The organism is Paenibacillus sp. FSL E2-8871 (assembly GCF_038000345.1).
Taxonomy (GTDB): Bacteria; Bacillota; Bacilli; order Paenibacillales; family Paenibacillaceae; genus Paenibacillus_AQ.
In genome coordinates, this window is sequence record NZ_JBBOBV010000001.1 from 4,088,057 (window position 1) to 4,107,143 (window position 19,087).

Genomic DNA, 19,087 nt, shown 5'->3' on the forward strand with positions numbered 1-19,087 from the left:
GCACCCCGCAAGCTAAAATACCCAATAAACAGAGGAATGAAAACGCATTTATATTTTATAGTAACGAAAAAAATCCACCCTCCTGATTTACAGGAAAAGTGGAGTCGTGAAATAGTCTTATTACAACGGTTAGAGATCTAATTCGAAGATGGAGTAGCAACCTCATAATAAGCTGTGAAAGCTACGTTAGCCGTCAAGATACTTTCAGGACTATCCTTAGATCGCTCTTCATAGGATTGCTGGAAATTAAACGAGTCTACATTCACAATACGGGCCAGTATTTGTAGCTCATCCATCCACTGCCGTATGCTTGTGTAGGTGCCCTCTACTACAGCAGTCATTTTAACTTGTTTGACCGTCGGGAACAGCACTTCAGCCGAACCAGTCATTTGCTGAATCGGATTAGCCTCATCCAAAATAAAGCTGACATCCTTTAAGCGTGCCTGTGAGGACATCCCAACCGCTCGTAGATCATCAATCAAGCCTTCGCTGTCATCGCCTTTCGGGAGTGCTGCCAGAAGTTCCTGTTGTTCGGAATCTAAAGAAGTAGCGCTGCTTTTTAGTTCATTAATTTTAGTTTGAAGAATCTCTGCTTCTTTTTCCAGCTGTCTGATCTCGGCGTTCTGTGCAGATATTTCTTTATTTGTCGGTTGAACACCCAGCATATAAAAGGCAAACAGCATCAAGAACAAAATCAATACACCCAGTACGATTGGAGAGCGATACTTATTGAACTGTTCCATCGCTGTTCACCTCCTCTTGGCTTTCATCCGTTCCATTTGTCTGTTGATTATTTGCTAATAAGTTTACTTTATAAATGGCTGTATACATATTTAAGGAAGTGGCTGCATTCGTTGGCCCCGCACTCTGATCCACAGTCCCTTCGGTCAGCTTCGAAATAGAAGCATCCACCGTGAAGGACATCTGACACAGCTGTCTTAAATAGTTAGAGGCATCTACCATAGTAGGTACATTTACAGTCAGGTCAATTGATGTCCGGTAGGTGTAGTTAATGTCACGGATAAAAGCACCCTGCGGCAGCCCTGCGACTACTTCATCTAGAATAGGAACAGCAATTACCTTATTGTTCTGAATCTCTGCGATTGCCGTCTTCCGATCTAACTGCCCAGGTCCACTGTTTTTAAGCTTCCCAAGCTCTACCTGTAGCATTAAACTGCGATCCTGCAAGCCTTGCAGCTCCTCTTTACCATTAGAGATTTGACCCTTATTAGCCGAAAAATAAATCCCCGTCCCAATCGTTCCCACTAGCCAGATCGCCACAAGACCCATGGTCACATAGGGGAATAATAACGTCTCCCGATCTTCTCTTGGCAGTAGGTCAATCGTGTCCACGCTGATGATGCTTTTTAGAGCTGTCCCTGCTGCTACTCGGTAATTATTTAGCTCAAGATCAGATACAGCATCTTTACCCATCTGGTCTAGGCTTATCGGTGTAATGTCGAGTTCTGCCAGCGACTGCTGAAGCTCTAGATCTAGCTGTTTACGAATGGATGGGACACCTGTTATAACTAAGTTTTTGATACGAGTCGAGCCATCGTGCAAGCTGTATTGGTAGAAGCTGAGCATCCGCGAAATTTCCGCAGTGATCTCCACCATTTGTTCCGGTGATAATTGCTCTTCCACAGCAACTGCTGTTTCTGCCAAAACTTCACTGTCTGCCATAAATTCCAATGCCGCAACATTTCTACCTTTATGCAGATCAAGCAAGTTAATCGTACGAATGAATACCGGATTCCCGTCTCTAAACATATAAACGTCCATGACGGATGGCTCTAGATTAATCAACATCGTTTCCGCAAAGCTTTCCCCATGTCCAGTTGCTATACTTCGCGCCAAGGCGGTTGCCGAAATTTCAACACTGCTTATTCGCAGACCCGCACGCTCCAAAATCTCTACATAATCCTGTATCGATTTCCGTGGAGCGGCAAATACGAGCAAATGGCTATGCTCCTCATCTACCTCGAGCGTCACATAGTCGTAAACAGGATTTTCAAAAGGCAAATGCAGTCCCGTCTCCACTTCCAGCTTTACGAGTTGCTCTACCTGCTTATCGTTGGTACTTGGGATACTCATTTTGCGGATGATGATCTGCGAAGGTGGAATCGACAAGGAAACCTTGCTGCCCCTTAACCCTTCCTTCCTCACCCACTGCCTGACCCGGTCATAAAGCGCCTCGCTATCCGCAACTTGATTCTCTATGATCATGCCTGGAAGGAGCGGGAGATACCGTTTTTTGCGGACTTCCCATGACTGTTTATTCTTAAAACTAATATAACGGATTCCGGTAGCTTCAATTGAAAGCCCGGCCACTTTAGGGCCTAATCCAAGCATATGTCGATGTCCTCCTATCCGATGAGCGAGAGATACGCGCTAATGATGTGTGAACCATATCCGTAACTAATTAAAGCACCTATTGCTAACCACGGACCAAAGGGAACCGGTTGTTTGCGTTTGATGATTCCGAGCAGCATTAGCAGTCCTCCGACCACGCTCCCAAGCAGACAAGACATCAGAAAAGTCAAAATAACATTCGGAAATCCAATCACCAAGCCCAGCAGCGCAAATAACTTCACATCTCCAGCTCCCATTCCACCTAACAGAACAAAGGGGATAAGAACCCCTCCCCCAAGTAAAGCTCCCAGCAAGTGATGCCATAACGGCCCCTCTGGAAAGAGCAATACAAGAATGAGCAGGATCGGCAAAAAGAATAGCAATACCTTGTTCGGAATCAGCATGTACTTCAAATCCGCAACCGTCACAATAACCGCTAAACTCACAAACACGAACCCGAGGATTCCCTTCCCCGTCAGACCAAATTGTAAGTACACCCATAGAAAAAGCAAACCAGTTGCCGCTTCTCCTAGCGGGTATAAAGGCGACACCCTTGTACCGCAATAACGACACTTGCCACCTGACAGCATGTAGCTTATCACCGGAAACAAATCCCGCCCCTTTAGCCGCGTATTGCAGTTCGGGCAATGTGACGGTGGATTAAGCAAGGATTCCTTAGCTGGCACCCGTAGTGCCACTACATTATAGAAGGAGCCTAGAATCAGGCCCAGTAATGTGATGTAACTTGCGATGAATATCGTCATGGATTTCCTCTGTTAGCTTCTGGATTTTAAAAAAGGAATCGGGAAGTCCGATTCCTAATTTGAATAATTGCTTAATATCCAAGTAGTTCTACCTTGAACAATTTTCGAGAGGTGCTTCACTCTTGATATGTTTTAACATTGAACTTTCTATTCAGCAAACTCAGAATCTATTTCTTGGAGGTTAATACACTTTTAGCGCTAAATTTACTTGCATTTAAAGTAACGGCATCATTAGCGTCAGCAGCAGTATCAGCTAATTGACCACTACCATTAAAATTAACAGTCCCGGAAGTTATCTCCACTTTTGTACTAGGAAGATAAATTTTATCTAAATAGCCTTCACTTATAATTTTCGCAACATCCACTCCTCCTGCAGTCTCAAAAACTCCCTCTTTTTCCCCAATAACATATAATCTCGCCGCATCATAGACTTGACGAGCAGTCGCAACATCAGAGTCAGCCTTAGCATTAGAAATTACATTCCCAATCAAAGGTATCGCAATAACCGCAATAATCCCCAAAATAACGATAACCGCCAGCAACTCGATCAGCGTAAACCCCTTTTGATTTTCCTCTTTGCTCAATCTTCTCTTAATGGCTTGTGCTAACATTTTATTTCCCCCTCTAAGTGGTATGTGATGGTACAGCCTATATCTTTTATTTCCGTGAATCCCGCTACAATGCTCGTCCTTCCTTGTCTAGCGCTAGCAAAGATCAGCGACCCTGCCCCGATTCCTTGGGCGTCACCCCTCTCAATATCTTCAAGGAACCACAAGGTTCACATATTGCCGTACAGACTGAACATCGGCAGCATAATGGCGGCCACAATCACACCTACAACACCTGCTAGAAAAGCAATCAGTAATGGTTCAAGCAGTGACTTCAGACGATCAACGGTATTTTCTACGTCCATCTCATAGAAGTCAGCAACCTTAGATAACATCGTATCGAGTGCCCCCGTCTCTTCACCAATCGCAATCATCTGTGTAACTAGCGGCGGGAAGACCCAGGCTTTTTTCAACGGTTCAGATAGTGGGTTTCCTTGTCGCAACGAATCTCCGGCACTACGGATAAATCCCCCAATGACCTTATTTCCTGCTACCTCTTCTACAATCACCAAGGATTGCAGGATCGGAACTGAGCTGGCATATAGAGATGAAAAAGTACGCGTAAACTGAGCAATCGAGCCTTTTTGATTCAATTTACCGAACACTGGAATCTTCAGCTTGGCATAATCAAGTGCGTAGGCACCCTTTTCTGTTCGTTTTGTAATCTGAAAAGCTATCACTAGGAGGAGAACGCCGAGTATCCAGAAATACCATTGACCTTGAATACTTTTACTAAGTGCCAATACCATCTTTGTAATCGCCGGAAGCTCTGCATTCATCGATTCGAACATCGTTACAAACTGTGGAACAATCGCCCAGAGGAGGTATATAACCGCTCCAATCGCCATCACCCCGACGGTAATCGGGTAAGTGAGCGCAGATTTGATTTTCTCCGTCGTGGAATGCTGCTTCTCAAAAAACATCGCCAGTCTGTCGAGCGTCCCCTCAATATCACCTGATTCCTCACCGGCACGGATCATGCTGACGAATAGCTGCGGGAAGATTTTTTTATGATCCTGAACGGCTTGTGAGAACGATATCCCACGCATCAGGCTGGAGTTAACATCTACTAGCGCTTTGCGTAGAGGCTTACTCTCAGTCTGCTCCGCCAAAATACGCGTTGCATCTACAATCGACACTCCAGCACGCATAAGCGTGGCAAACTGCCTACAATAAATAATGAAATGAAGCGGTTTGACCGGATTACCGATATAAATATCCATCGATAGAATCGTTGTTTTGCGTTCGATCAGCGAGAATACCGTAAGGCCCCGTTTGCGTAACTCCTCCATTGCCGTGGGTTTATCTGTTGCGGTTAGCTTTCCTTTAATGGACTTGCCTGCGGTTGTCTTTACTTGATATTCAAAAAGAGGCATCAGCTACTCACCTCCGTCATAAACGCCTTAGCTGCTACTGGTTCAATGAATCCCTGTGATAAATACTCACGGATACTCATGTCCAACGTATGCATGCCTTGCGAGCGTCCGGTTTGCATCACATTTTTAATCTGATGTGTCTTTTCGGTACGAATGAGATTGGCTACGGCAGGTGTATTCACTAAGATCTCTGTTGCACATATCCGCCCCCGTCCTCCAGCTCTTGGAAACAAGCGCTGACTGACAACTGCCAGTAATACTGAGGCTAGCTGTGAACGGATCTGCCCCTGCTGATGACCCGGAAAAGCGTCAATAATTCGATCAATTGTCTGTGGTGCGTCTGTTGTATGTAAGGTTGCCATCACAAGATGACCTGTTTCCGCGGCAGTAACTGCTGCTGTAATGGTCTCCAAATCCCGCATCTCTCCAACGAGAATAACATCCGGATCCTGACGTAATGCAGAACGTAGTCCGCTCGCAAAGCTAGCTGTGTCGCTGCCTACTTCACGTTGATCTACCAGACAGGTTCCATGACTATGCAGAAATTCTATAGGATCTTCAAGTGTCACAATATGCTTGCTTTCGGTCTTGTTAATGTAATTCAGCATAGCTGCTAACGTAGAGGATTTACCGCTGCCCGTAGGCCCTGTAACTAATATCAAACCTTGTGGTTTAAGTGACAAAATGGACAAAATCGGAGGCATCGACAGTTGTTCTAGACTCGGAATCTCTGCAGGAATGGCTCGGGCAGCAATACTAATCTCACCCCGCTGACGATAGACATTCAACCGAAATCTTACGCCGCCATCCAGCGGATAAGAGAAATCCACCTCACCTGCATTCCGAAACACTTCGTTTCGTTCACTGCCAAGCAGCGCTTCTGCCATTTCTGCAGCTTCATCAGCTGTTACTGGTACACCCTCAAGTGGGTGAAGCGTTCCATCCATACGTATCACCGGAGGCGAGCCTACAGAGATATGTAAGTCGGAAGCTTTGGAGGAGTAAGCCATCTGCAAAAGCTGTCTAATATCCCGCGTATACGTTGGCATCCGCTGCTCCTCCTAGATTAAAATGCAATACACCTAATAGATCCTAATGTGAGACCGTCTCGCGCATGACCTCTTGAAGCGTTGTAATTCCCTGACTAACCTTGAGTAGTCCATCATCCATTAGTTGTACAAGCCCACGCGCTTTACCTGCGGCACGGAGTTCTTCTACTGAAGCAGTGTTCGTAATAAGCTGCCGCAAATGATCGTCAATACTGAGTACCTCATGAATCGCTATTCGGCCACGATAACCAGAACTGCTACAGCTACCGCAACCTCGACCACGATGTAGTTCATCCGCTGGCAACCCTAAGCTACGTAGCATAATCGCTTCCTGCTCAGACGGTTTGTAGGTTTCTTTGCAGTCGGTGCAGATTTTGCGAACGAGCCGCTGCGCTACCACACCAATTAATGAGGAGGCAATTAAATAAGGCTCTACTCCCATATCTCGCAGTCGAGAGACGGAGCTAATCGCATCGTTTGTATGTAAAGTAGACAACACTAGATGACCCGTTAATGAGGCGCGAACCGCAATTTCAGCAGTTTCTGCATCGCGTATCTCACCGACCATTACAATATTCGGATCTTGTCGGAGAATCGAACGTAGTCCCGCGGCAAAGGTTAAACCAATAGCTGAGTTTACGTGTACCTGGTTTACACCCTCAAGCTGGTATTCCACTGGATCTTCAACAGTAATAATATTTGCACTTTCTACATTGAGTTGATTCAGCGCTGAATATAAAGTCGTTGTTTTTCCACTACCTGTAGGTCCAGTAATTAGCAGAATTCCATAAGGACGAGCAATCATTTCCTTAAAAGCTTCTGCATTCCCCTCACTGAATCCCAAAGCATCTACAGATTTGACACCAGTGCTTAAATCTAGCAACCGCAGTACAATCTTCTCTCCGTGCATCGTCGGCAATGAGGATACACGAATATCTACCATTTTGTAATCAAACTGCATTTTGATTCGGCCGTCTTGTGGCAAACGTCGTTCTGCGATATTCAGTCGGGCCATTATTTTCAGACGAGCGGTGATAAAGCCCTGCATTTGCTTAGGAATAATGCGCTCTGTCCGTAAAGTTCCATCAATGCGGTAGCGGATCGTTAGATTATTCTCACCTGGATCCATATGTATATCAGACGCCCGCAGAGCAACAGCCTGCTGAATCATCTGGTTGACCAAACGGACAATTGGAGAGTCCTCGTCTGTAATCTCCGTTTCTTCTATTTCTTCCTGTGTCGGGAGCTCTACTAGCATCTGATTCATAGAATCACGCATGCCATAATGACGCGCAATCGCCCGCTGTAGCTCATCCCTAGTGGAAATAGCGGGTTCGATCCGGAACCCTGTACTCATTCGCAAATCTTCTATCGCAAAATAATCTAGCGGATCGGCCATCGCAACCATCAGCTTACCGCCTTCTTTTAAGAAGGGAAGTACCTGATAACGCTTAGCCATACTTTCAGGAATAATCTGTGTGATCGCAGGATCAATCTGGTATTTAAATAAACTGACATGCGGAATACCCAGCTGGAATTCAAGCACTTCAATCAGCTGCTGCTCCGTGATATAGCCTTGAGAGATTAGCAGATCGCCAAGCTTACGCTTGCTTTTACGCTGTTCCGCAAGTGCTTCAAGCAGCTGTTCCTGAGAAATAATATTATTTTCTACCAGCAAATCTCCAAGTCTCTTTTTGGCGATGGCCATGTCCGTTCAGCTCCATATGCCGTTATTGGTTATACCTTTATGTCGACCTCGATAATGGATAATACTAGGAATAAACAGAAGATAAATTACCAGTTCTATTTCTGCAAAATACGAAAATAATTTCTTCCATAATTACGGATCCATCAAATTTGTCAAACTAGCGTATTTTTCAATATAATCGGGACTTTAGTAATAAATTTATAGGTATATTTGAATAGATTTATGTTGTCTATCAATGCTGAATGTCCTAGAATGTATATAACATAGATTGGATAATTTTACAACGAAATCAACTGAAAAAGCTGTCGTAAACTAGCATATACGACCTCTAATGCGACCATATCTGCCAATAGTTAACAATCAGGGAGAGATGACCATGAAATTTGCCAGTAACAAACGGATCTATCTTTTTACAGTAACGATCTTGCTTCTCCTTCTGCTTGTTCTGCCTATCAAAAATCACTTCATGAATGTCGAAGCCAGTTCAAATGATTACCAGATTCGTATGCTGGAGGTTACGGAGAGTGGGGTTAGTGAGCTTGCGTCTCTAAAAACGGGAATAACTAACCTTACGATTGATACGATGAGTATGAAGCGCTTTGTGGCGCTGAGGGATGATCTGGACGGGAGATACGATGCGGTTTATATCGGGAAGGGGACTTACAGTACGAGTGGGGTCTCCGGAAAAGATCATAATACCAAAGCAGTTATGAATGACATAACTGCCCTGAAAGCCAAAGAAATTACCGACTATTTTATTAATAAAGGACTTTACGTATTAATCAACAAAGAGCCGTTTGATAAGCAAACAACTAATCAGCGCGGAATATTGTACAACACCTTTAATACCTACCGAACATTAACACCAAAATCAAATGTTAAGTTCGTCGATAACAATGAGTTAAATACATGGATCGAAAATTTGAAGAAAGATCCTTCCGCTCAGAAGGATCTTTTAAAGCAACGTCCTCGTATTCAAATTACTAATAAAGCTAACATTATTGATTACAGCCAGAACCAGGAGCATGTTTATAAACCTGGGAATACTCTTAGTTTTAAATTCAACGTATCAAATGTAAACAGTCTTAACGAACGCCCCATCCTAGCAAAATTGTACATCAGTGTAGATAAGTCGATTAAAATGACCGAAAATGATGTCGTAGCTGTACAGACTTTGAATCAAGATCCTAATGGCGAAATCGTATACAAACTTCCTAATACATACTCTGGTCTTTTGTACTGGAAGCTAGAAATTGTAGACCACTTAAATCCGAACAAATTAAAAGACTTTGACAGTGGCACGATTCAATTCCTTGGCAAGAAAACAATCGTTAACATTCTTCAGGTATTGCCTACTATTTCTAATAGTGAAAGAAGTAGCAGTCTTCTCAGACCTGAAAATATGACGCAAAGTTTCCTAAGTAATAGCAGTTACGAATTAAAGATTACTACTAAGACCATTTCTGAATTTAATACCGATATTGTGACTCAGTATACCAAAGATAAGAAATATGGGCTTAACGGCGTATACGATATGCTCATATTCGGATTTCGTGATATTTATAATGACAAAGCTGTATTAAGTGAACTTGCAACCCAGGCTGTTATTGATTTTACAGAGGTTACTAAACAGAGCGTCATGTTCACACATGATACGGTATATCAGAATAATAGCAATTGGGTCAAGAATTTCAAGAATATTACGGGTCAAATCGAACCGGAAACAAACTTAGGTCTTAACGCTCCTAATCCATCAACTACAGTCAAACCAATTAATGATGGCTTACTAACGCAATACCCTTTTTACTTGAGTACTATTAATGCAAACAATGAGCAGACAAACATTATTACACCACAGATAGCAACAACACATAATCAATACTTTACTTTAAATCTAGAGGATCCTTCAGTCATCCCTTGGTATAACATTATAGGAAGTTCACGGGATATTGATGATAGCTGGAACCACTACTACACCTACTCTAAAGGAAATGTAACATACTCTGGTACTGGTCACGTATTTGGAACATCCAGCGTTCAGTTCCCGGTATGGGAGCAAAATCTCTTCGTCAACACAATGTACCGTGCTTATATTGGTGCTAATCATGCGCCAGAAATCACGGTATCTACACCACAGCAAGATGAAATAAAACCGTCTTATCAGAATGAACTGTTAATAGATTATGTAGTCGAAGATCCCGATTTAAAAGATCGCGATTTATTTACAACTATTCGTTTTAAGTCCGGGAATACCTATTTACCAAATACAGGGATGGCAGAGAAGGCTATTCTTTCGGGAGAGACCATTCATCAGGTATTCCCAAACCCTCTCCCTAGAGGTGGTAAACTAACAATAGAAATTACAGCGCGTGATAAACAAGGCGCTTATGCAGCACCAAAAATCATTGATATTACTATTTTAGAAGCTAAATCGAATCTTGAATTATCACGGGAGTTGTCAACCAATGTTAGCACTAACGGCGAAGTAGCAAAAAATGAACCTTTCACTATCACTTATATCATCAAAGCCAAACCTGTTCCATTTGAGCAAGTAAGTACAACTGATCAATCATCTGAGCATCAAGTAATTTCAAATATTTTATTCCGTGACACTCTTCCAGCGAACATTAAGCTTGAAGCATCAGGCTTACCTGATGGGATGACCAACCCTTCTGGTAGTGTTGGAACAGGTCTAGCGTTAGAGAAGTCACTTAATAATATTACTTATACATTAAAGAACGTGAATGGGATTAAGACTTTCCTGCCTGATTCCAATGAGCCCATCAAATTTTCTATCAATGTATCAGCAAATGTAGCCACAACTTATAAATTCGATAACGCCTTAGTTGATTTCGTAGATATTCATGCTGTTCCTTCTGCATCTCCTACTCCAACGGCGACAGCAGTTGTTACTGCTAGTCCAACACCTAATACTACTAATTTCAACCCATCCGTTTCTACAACCGGCTCCGGGCTCGGAATTGCTGGTGATTATAATGCTTTTATTTTTGGAAAAGCCACAGTCACGGCTTCTTTGAAGGGTAATTTGGCAGCTGGCGGTGATACTACTACTAGTAGCGTAGACATCAATATGTCCAACGGCAACAAAGTACCTTATGCTATCGTTACTGGTGGCAACCTGAATTTCACCAATGGTACTGTATATGGAAATATCATTCACCAAGGAGAATTCAATAAAGTTGATAGTGGTAGCATTATCTCAGGAACATATAATAAGGTTACCAATACGCTGATCGATTTTGTATCAGCTCAACAATATTATGTGAATCTATCGAATCAACTAGCCGCGGTTCCGCAAAATGGAACAACAGAGCTAAAATATAACGGTTTATATATTAAAGGAGATCGTTCAGTTAACATATTTAACTTTACAAACGAATATTTTAATCAGGCAGGATGGACTGATGTTACTGCTCTTTCAGGCTCTACTATGATTTATACTATTACTGGTTCTACTGTTAATGTTCACAAAGCCTTTGATCTGCCTCAGAATACGACAGGTAGCAACATCCTATATAACTTTCCAGATGCGACAACGGTCAATATCTCAGGAGTTGAAATTAGAGGTTCGATCCTAGCTCCCAAAGCAGCATTAAGTATTAGCAATGGGAATGTTTATGGAAATGTAATCGCTGCTTCCCTGAATACTGCATCATGCTTAATTGATATTCTGCCATACAGAGGGCCCGTTCCTGTACCAACACCAACTTCGATACCATCGCCGACACCGACATCAACACCAACGCCAACACCATTGCCGTCGCCGACTTCTAATCCGCCGGTGCGAACGACCATTAAATTTCCTGAGATGACGATTACCGCTATCGACAGAATAACTACTTTAGAGTTAAGTGGTGCACAACTTTTATTAGGAGATAACCAAAAGCTTTCTCTGATTATTAAGCCTTTGGAGAAATTCAATCAACTGATCTGGACATCAAGCAACGATAATATTGTTAGTGTTAGTCCATTAGGTGTCGTGTTTGGTAAAAAGGTTGGCTCTGCTGAAATTACAGTAGCTGCTAACGATGGAAGTAATCTTATTAGTAAGGCTACTGTTACTGTCTTGGATCCCCAATTAAATATTGAAGGACCTAACCGCACTCTTGTAAATAAGAAAATAGATTTCAAGGCTACTTACGAAACAAAAGAAACGGGAATCCAATATTCATGGAGCGTCGTGGATGCAAACGGATTACCAACAAATAATGTAACTCTTGTTATTCTTGATAGCACGCGTGAGAGTACCAGTTTCACAGCTAACAAATCAGGAGAGTACAGGTTAACTGTTACTGTAACCTCTAATTTAAATTCAATAGGAATTCGAAAAACGATACCAATAACCGTTGGTCTTGATTCTTTGACAATTACCGGACCAAAAAAAGTGCCATATGAAGGAACCACTGACTTAAGTGTTAATACCATTCCTGACAACGCAAGTAATGAACAGTTTGAATGGAGTTTGGTCAACGACAGTGATCTTAAATATGCTGGATTCGTCACGGTAGATAATCCTATTCCAGTTTCCAAAATAATAACTTACGACAAGAGGGTTAGTGTAAGGGGGCTAGAATCGAAAAATGATATACAGATTCAAGTTAAAGCCGCTGGAATCACCAGTAATATCCACAACATAATTGTGCCTAAACCAGGGTTGGTATTCTATCCCGATTCAGGAATAATCATGGAAGGTGAATCCCTAAATTTATTAACACTCTTAAATACACGGGATCCTTTTGGGGCTCTACCTACTAGCCTTATAAACAAAATGCACTGGGAGTTTGTTAGCAATAAATCGGGTGAAGACGCTTCTAAACCAGCTGTTCTACAAGTACAAAACGGACTCTATCGTGGTATCAGTAAAGGCCAAGCAACGATTAGAGCCTATTATTTCACTTTAAGTAATGAGATGATTGAAGCATTCTACACAATATATATTATTGGATCACAAGATACTATTGAGAATCGCTACTAGAGCACATCGAATTCTGTTAAATAATGAGAAAGCAGCCGATCAGATACTGATCGGCTGCTTTCTCATGTGCGCCCATTACTTACCTGGAGTCAGCAATTCGATGGGACCTACATGAACGTTTATTTGATTCACACGTGGCAGTCCCACATTTTGGTCTTCAAATACTTGTTCATTATAATTAACAATAAAACGAGGGGACTCAACCTCCGTCTGGATATCAAAATTAAAGTTTGCAGATCCTGTCTCCTTCTTGACTTTGCCAACAACCGCATTGATAATTAAATCTCCTTTAGCAAAAAATCCACCATCGAGTGAAAATATAGAGCCCACGCCGTACAACTCTGCCGTACTATCAGTATAAAAAAAGGCTCTTAATCTTGTAGCCTCATTTTTAAACTCTTCAACCCGATTGATGAGTATACCTCCCTTTGAGATCAATACAAGTTCTTTACTTCCTCTACCTACAGTAGGTATTCCTGATATCGTAGCATCCACAATATCCGTTTTTCCAAGCACAAACATAGTAGAATCGAATTCGGCTTTTCCTCTAATATATAAATTTCCTGTAACCAGAATATTGCTTTGAATAATGGCCGTTGAATAACTATCTATTGTTAAATCACCGTTTACAATAAGCCAGTGAGCCCCAGTGCTTGAATTAAGCTTAGAAATATCCCTTATCTGATTTAACATAACCCCATCCAACTTTAGATTCCCTATAAAGATCGTGCTTCTCTCCAATCTCTCAAGGTTTTGCTTCAGTGATAGCTTTGCTTCTTCGAAAAGTCTATGTTTCTCCTGCTCCTTCTCTTCATCTGTATCGCCAGTTGCAATGTCCTTAAAATCTTCTAGCATAGGCATCCATAAGTTGGAAATGCCCCCAGGTTGCTGAAGCGAGGTAATTAATCTTGTTCCTCTTGCAGTGGGTTCTTCACTACTATTAGATCCAGCCGCTCCATAATATTTTTCGCTGAATAACTTCTTATTTCCAGCCGACCCTGAAGCTTCAGCAACTTTATCCAGAAAGGAATCTTCCACACTCACTTGGACAAACGTCGTATTCTTTTTGATCTTTGCCTTTTCAATAATCGTCTTCACCCTATTATCTAGTGAAGAATAGTCGGCATCATCAATTGTCGGTACCTTTTCAAATATATCCCCTGTTCTGGAATAAAGCAGATCGTTCATTGATTGGATATGTGCCTCTCCATCGATTAACGAAAATAGACTGCGTTTTTCCAACTCTGCGTTATGTTTATACTTAGCCACCTGGCTAACTTTCAATTGATTTCCAGCATAAATATTCCCCTGAATATAAGGAGCGCCATTCAAATAGATCGTTCCTTCAGAACCCAATGAATAATTCAAAAAATCTGGGAATGTCGTAATCACAACTTTTTGTTGCAACGTTCTTAACACGCCGTTCACTGTTGCATTGGCTTTAATCGCAACTACATGCTTACTACTTGTAGAACTGCCATCGAGAGTAATTCCCGTGATTTCATTGCTAGCTCCCTGTAAACTTGTATCGGTAACAAAAGCTCCTTTATTAGAATTGAGGCCCCTTAAAAACATCTCAATTTCTTGATCAAACTGTGCCTGAGTAGTATTACTACTAACTTGTATTTTCTGATTTAAATCTGCTGTAATATAGGCAATCGCCTCATCAATCGATTTCTGCGCTAAGTGAAGGCTCTGTACATCATTCTCACGAGTTTCTGCACGCCTCGCGCCTCCAATCGTAGCACTAAGCACTGTAACTCCCAAAATAGTGAGCAATAGGACGATAAACATTACAAGTACCAAAGCCGACCCTCGTTCTGATCGGAGGCTTGCTCGCCTCAACATCTCTGTTCTCCTCCTAAAATCCAAATTGGCTTTCCAATTCCATTTTATCTGCATCATTTCCCTTATACTTTAATACCAACTTAATCTGGATCAGACCGGAGTTGCAAAGAGAGGCTACATTACATGATCTACCATCTGATGTGGAAGCGGTTATGATAGAACCAGCCATGTTCGATTGTACCGCAAGAGGAGAACCAGACTCAGCCCCGCTTTCTTCGCCATTTATAACGATTTCATTTCCTGATACACGAATTACACGCGGAGAACTCCCTTCTTTAATTAATTCAATTCCTCCAGAAATGTTTTGTAGCCGTTCAGGACTATATGTATAGAGTTCAGTAATAATAGAGGACATGATCAGATCCGCCTCGTCGCGTAAAGCATTCTGAATTGAGATTTTATGATAGCTTCGAAAGCCGTACATAGTAATTCCAGATATTAGACCGACTATCATTGCAAATACAGTGAGTGCCGCAATTAATTCCACCAAGGTAAAACCTTGTTCCGACCTAAGTCGTTTAGCGGATTCTTTCATCAGTAATGTACCCCTCCAACATCACGTAATAATCGGGTTGTCCATTACTTTCTACTCGCCCGACCTCAACCTTAACAGGTATTAAATAATCCTTCACCGCTGATTTATCGATAGGAGTTATACCACCATTTGTTGGGTTACTAGACGGGTTATTTACTAGTTCAGGTTGATAAACAATATTAATTTTATAACGGATATCGTTAACTGTTGGATTCAATACATTCGCCAAGGCTGTCATGTTTGAGAATAAATTACTATAGCTGCAGTTGACTAGGGTACACTCTTCAGCCTCTATCGCATCGTTCCCCTTCGTTATGAAATAATCCTTCATCTTCTCAAAATCCTGCTTCTCCACATAAAACAGCGCATTCCGCGCCAGATTGACCATAATCGTCTTGTTTTGGTTCGATTTAGAGTAACTCATGGCGTTTGTAAAGTAAGACGTAAGTACCAGTGAAACTATCGACAAGATCACAATAGCGGCCAGTACTTCGATCAATGTAAATCCTTTTTCCTGCTTTAGGCCTGATTTCATCCTACTTTTTTCCTCCCGCCTACGAGAATGCTTTCATATTTGCACGCTTTTTCCTTAATTTTCTACTTCCATTATATTCTCTCATATCCAGCTACAGCAATCCTCAAAACCCTTATAATTCAGATATTTCTACAATATCTCTCACTTTTGCTCTGTGCTATCATTTGAAAAGAGAGGGGATGGATGAAATGGCTTTAATAGAGTGCAAATTTTATTCGGAAGTACTAGGATTGAATACCTCAATGACTGTAATTTTGCCGCAAAAAACAACCACACAAATCGGGATGAGCAACGTAACTAGAGGTGAACTTCACCCTACGCTGTATTTGCTGCACGGTTTGTCAGACGATGATTCGATCTGGCTTCGCCGGACTTCTATAGAACGATATGTAGCAGAGATGGGAATAGCTGTAGTTATGCCAAATGTGCATCGCAGTTTCTACACGGATATGGCGGTTGGCGGCCGTTATTGGACCTTTATTAGTGAAGAGTTGCCGATGCTTGCGCGCTCGTTTTTCCCACTGTCAGATAAACGTGAGGAGAACTTTGTAGCTGGACTGTCGATGGGTGGTTACGGGGCGATCAAGCTGGGACTGCGTAAACCGGAGTCTTTTGCAGCGGCAGCGAGTCTGTCAGGAGCACTTGATATGGCGCATAATTTTATGAACGCGGAAGATCCTACCGTCAAAAGCAAAGAATACGAAATGATCTTCGGAACAGAAGATATCGCCGGAACGCCCGAAGACCTTCTATGGCTGCTTGAGGAAGTGAACCGCTCCACGGGACCGAAACCAGCGCTGTATCAATGCTGTGGCACAGAAGATTTCCTGTACACAGATAACTTGAAATTCCGCGATGCATGCCGAGCAACCTCCCTTGATTTCACCTACGATGAAGGTCCTGGCAACCATGAATGGGGCTACTGGGATGCCAAAATCCGCGATATATTAGCTTGGCTACCGTTGAGTAATAACTAGCTTCTTCTAATAGACAACAAAAAGGTGCAGCCATAAGCTGCACCTTAATATCTGTTCTACCCAGATTACCCTCTTCGGAGGGTTCTTTTAAAATATAAGGATAGAGTATAAGTTTCAAACTACTTTATCCTTATATTTCTCGCTTAATTGCTTACCGTCCTTATAAGGACGCCGAAGGCAATTATGCTTGTTTGGTGATTTTTTTAAATAATCCAGTCTGTTCTGTGATTCCTTTTTCAGCAGCAAATCTTTCAATACTCGATGCACCAAAGAATCCGTCTATACCTTCTGTCCGTTCAATTACATACGCCGCATCCTCTGGCTCAGCAATCGGTCCACCGTGGCAAATAACCATAATATCTGGATTTACCGCTTTCCCTGCTTTAATAATCGCTTCAATTCTTTCAACACAATCATCTAAAGTAAGAGCGGTTTTAGCTCCAATTGTACCTTTGGTAGTCAAGCCCATATGTGCCACCAAAATATCTGCTCCTGCTTCTGCCATAGCTTTAGCTTGTTCAGGATCAAATACATAAGGAGTGGTGAGCATATCCAATTCATGCGCCGCTCTAATCATATCTACTTCTAAACCATATCCCATCCCTGTCTCTTCAAGGTTCTGTCTGAATACGCCATCGATCAAACCAACGGTTGGGAAGTTTTGCACGCCGCTGAAACCTTGTTCCTTAAGTTGTTTTAAATAAACCTCCATCACTCTAAAAGGATCTGTTCCACATACGCCTGCTAATACGGGAGTATTTTTTACAACAGGTAATACCTCCGAGCCCATTTCGACTACGATTTGGTTGGCATCTCCATAAGATAATAACCCCGCGAGTGATCCACGACCTGCCATTCTGTATCTTCCTGAATTATAAACAATCAGCATATCCGCTCCGCCAGCTTCACTGCTTTTTGCAGTAATCCCTGTGCCAGCCCCAACACCTAAAAGAATCTTTCCATTTGCTACTTCTTCTCTAAACTTCGCCATGATTTCAGTTCTTGTATTTTTGTTCATGTGTAACGCCTCCATCATTATTTAAATGTTCTGTGTTAGTGTTATTTGCTCATGAGATCTATTAGCTTCTGAGCTGCTGCTTCTGCAAACTCTACATCATTAATGGCACAATCCATTTCGATAACCTCGACAACATTTCTGTTCACACCATTTCTCAAGGTATCAAATAACATTTGATCTTCCTCTACGCCATAAAAGGCTTCCCCTGCGACATCAATGCCGGATATCCCTTTAAGAGGCAACATTAATACCGTTTTTTCTTTGGCCATATTTAATTTCTCGACAAGCTTTTTGCCGATGGCTTCATTCTCTTCTACCGTTGTTCTCATCAAAGTAACTGTAGGGTTATGCTTATAGAACTTATGTCCAGCAAATTTCTCGGGTACCGTATCATAAGGGCCAAAGTTGCACATATCAAGTGCACCTACCGACACAACCTGTGGAATATGATGTTTTCCAGCAGCTTCTAACCGATGAGGTCCAGCATTTAGCACACCACCAATAATTTCGTCCGCCCATTCTGTTGTGGTCAGATCCAATACGCCTTCAATAAAACCAGCCTCGATTAGCGCTTCCATGGACTGGCCACCTACACCTGTTGCATGGAATACAAGCACTTCATATCCTCTAGCTTCAAGATAGTTACGGGCTGCCGTCACACAGGGGGTTGTTACCCCAAACATTGTTGTAGCTACTAATGGTTTTTTCTCTATCACTTGTTTATTCTCAAATTTAAGCATACCGGCGATGGCGAAAGCTGCATTGGTAAAAATCTTTGTTGAAATGGAGTTCAGTCCAGCAACATCCACTACGGATGGCATCATGACAATATCACTAGTGCCTACATATGGAGCAGTATTCCCTGAAGCTACGGTCGAAACCATCACTTTTGGTACACCAATAGGCAATGCCCGCATACCAGGGGTTACAAGTGAAGTCCCTCCAGTGCCCCCAAAGGAGATAATTCCATCAAATTTGCCTTGCTTATATAATTCAGGTACTAATTTTTCCATACCTTTGGCTAATAATTCTGTTGCTAGTGCCCTATCTTTCTTGGCAACGAGCTCATCTATACTTACACCCGCGGCTGCTGCTACTTCTCGGTTAGAGATATCCGGTGTAAAGGTGGGCTCAAACACACCCGTATGAATCGTAAACGTACCTAGCTCCAAGCTTTCCAGCAAATTTTTAATGTAGAGATATTCTTCACCCTTGGTGTCAAAAGTTCCGGCAATGGCAATCGTCTTCATTTCTTCAACCTCCTCTTCAAATATCTACAACAAAAAAGCATGATCAACTTATGAGTTAATCATACTTCTTC

14 protein-coding genes are annotated in these 19,087 nt (G+C 42.2%); 2 read left to right on the plus strand and 12 right to left on the minus strand.

The window, feature by feature from the left end; genetic code table 11:
• Positions 1–137 precede the first annotated feature (137 nt).
• From pilO to NYE25_RS18700, 7 genes are all read right to left on the minus strand, one after another.
• Positions 138–743, minus strand: coding sequence for a type 4a pilus biogenesis protein PilO (gene pilO, locus NYE25_RS18670; RefSeq protein ID WP_341146557.1), 606 nt, complete (start codon positions 741–743; stop codon positions 138–140).
• Complete coding sequence (gene pilM / locus NYE25_RS18675) at positions 727–2,352, minus strand: pilus assembly protein PilM (RefSeq protein WP_341146558.1); 1,626 nt, start codon at positions 2,350–2,352, stop codon at positions 727–729. The genes pilO and pilM overlap by 17 nt, the downstream gene beginning before the upstream one ends.
• A 14-nt stretch (positions 2,353–2,366) precedes the next feature.
• A complete protein-coding gene (locus tag NYE25_RS18680) occupies positions 2,367–3,116 on the minus strand; it encodes a prepilin peptidase (RefSeq protein WP_341146559.1) in 750 nt (249 codons plus the stop codon).
• A gap of 167 nt (positions 3,117–3,283) precedes the next feature.
• Entirely contained in the window at positions 3,284–3,727 is a 444-nt protein-coding gene (locus tag NYE25_RS18685; RefSeq protein WP_341146560.1) for a type II secretion system protein, read from the minus strand.
• A gap of 167 nt (positions 3,728–3,894) precedes the next feature.
• Positions 3,895–5,100 (minus strand): type II secretion system F family protein, encoded by a 1,206-nt coding sequence (locus NYE25_RS18690; protein WP_076119116.1) that lies wholly within the window; start codon positions 5,098–5,100, stop codon positions 3,895–3,897.
• Positions 5,100–6,149, minus strand: a complete 1,050-nt coding sequence (locus tag NYE25_RS18695; protein ID WP_341146561.1) for a type IV pilus twitching motility protein PilT — start codon at positions 6,147–6,149, stop codon at positions 5,100–5,102. Before NYE25_RS18695 ends, NYE25_RS18690 begins: the two co-directional genes overlap by 1 nt.
• A gap of 43 nt (positions 6,150–6,192) precedes the next feature.
• Positions 6,193–7,857 carry a GspE/PulE family protein gene (locus tag NYE25_RS18700; RefSeq protein WP_341146562.1) on the minus strand — a complete coding sequence of 555 codons (1,665 nt, stop codon included), beginning with the start codon at positions 7,855–7,857 and terminating at the stop codon, positions 6,193–6,195.
• Between the two features lie 376 nt (positions 7,858–8,233).
• Here NYE25_RS18700 and NYE25_RS18705 point away from each other — a divergent pair, with 376 nt between their 5' ends.
• Entirely contained in the window at positions 8,234–12,853 is a 4,620-nt protein-coding gene (locus NYE25_RS18705) for a DUF5057 domain-containing protein (protein WP_341146563.1), read from the plus strand.
• Positions 12,854–12,928: 75 nt separating this feature from the next.
• On the opposite strand, the gene NYE25_RS18710 is transcribed toward NYE25_RS18705, so the two are convergent.
• From NYE25_RS18710 to NYE25_RS18720, 3 genes are read right to left on the minus strand one after another with little or no spacing between them, the layout of a single operon-like run.
• Positions 12,929–14,659, minus strand: a complete 1,731-nt coding sequence (locus NYE25_RS18710) for a hypothetical protein (RefSeq protein WP_341146564.1) — start codon at positions 14,657–14,659, stop codon at positions 12,929–12,931.
• Positions 14,660–14,714: 55 nt separating this feature from the next.
• Entirely contained in the window at positions 14,715–15,236 is a 522-nt protein-coding gene (locus NYE25_RS18715) for a PulJ/GspJ family protein (RefSeq protein WP_341146565.1), read from the minus strand.
• Positions 15,220–15,771: a type II secretion system protein gene (locus NYE25_RS18720; RefSeq protein ID WP_341146566.1), complete on the minus strand. Its 552-nt coding sequence runs from the start codon at positions 15,769–15,771 to the stop codon at positions 15,220–15,222. The genes NYE25_RS18715 and NYE25_RS18720 overlap by 17 nt, the downstream gene beginning before the upstream one ends.
• Positions 15,772–15,959: 188 nt before the next feature.
• On the opposite strand from NYE25_RS18720, the gene NYE25_RS18725 reads away from it, so the two are divergent.
• A complete protein-coding gene (locus NYE25_RS18725; RefSeq protein ID WP_341051434.1) occupies positions 15,960–16,748 on the plus strand; it encodes an alpha/beta hydrolase in 789 nt (262 codons plus the stop codon).
• Positions 16,749–16,929: 181 nt separating this feature from the next.
• Here the strand turns inward: NYE25_RS18725 and NYE25_RS18730 are convergent, their stop codons facing one another.
• Positions 16,930–17,766, minus strand: a complete 837-nt coding sequence (locus tag NYE25_RS18730; RefSeq protein WP_042192344.1) for a phosphoenolpyruvate hydrolase family protein — start codon at positions 17,764–17,766, stop codon at positions 16,930–16,932.
• A 41-nt stretch (positions 17,767–17,807) separates the two neighbouring features.
• Positions 17,808–19,016, minus strand: coding sequence for a Tm-1-like ATP-binding domain-containing protein (locus NYE25_RS18735; RefSeq protein ID WP_042131317.1), 1,209 nt, complete (start codon positions 19,014–19,016; stop codon positions 17,808–17,810).
• Positions 19,017–19,087: the final 71 nt, after the last annotated feature.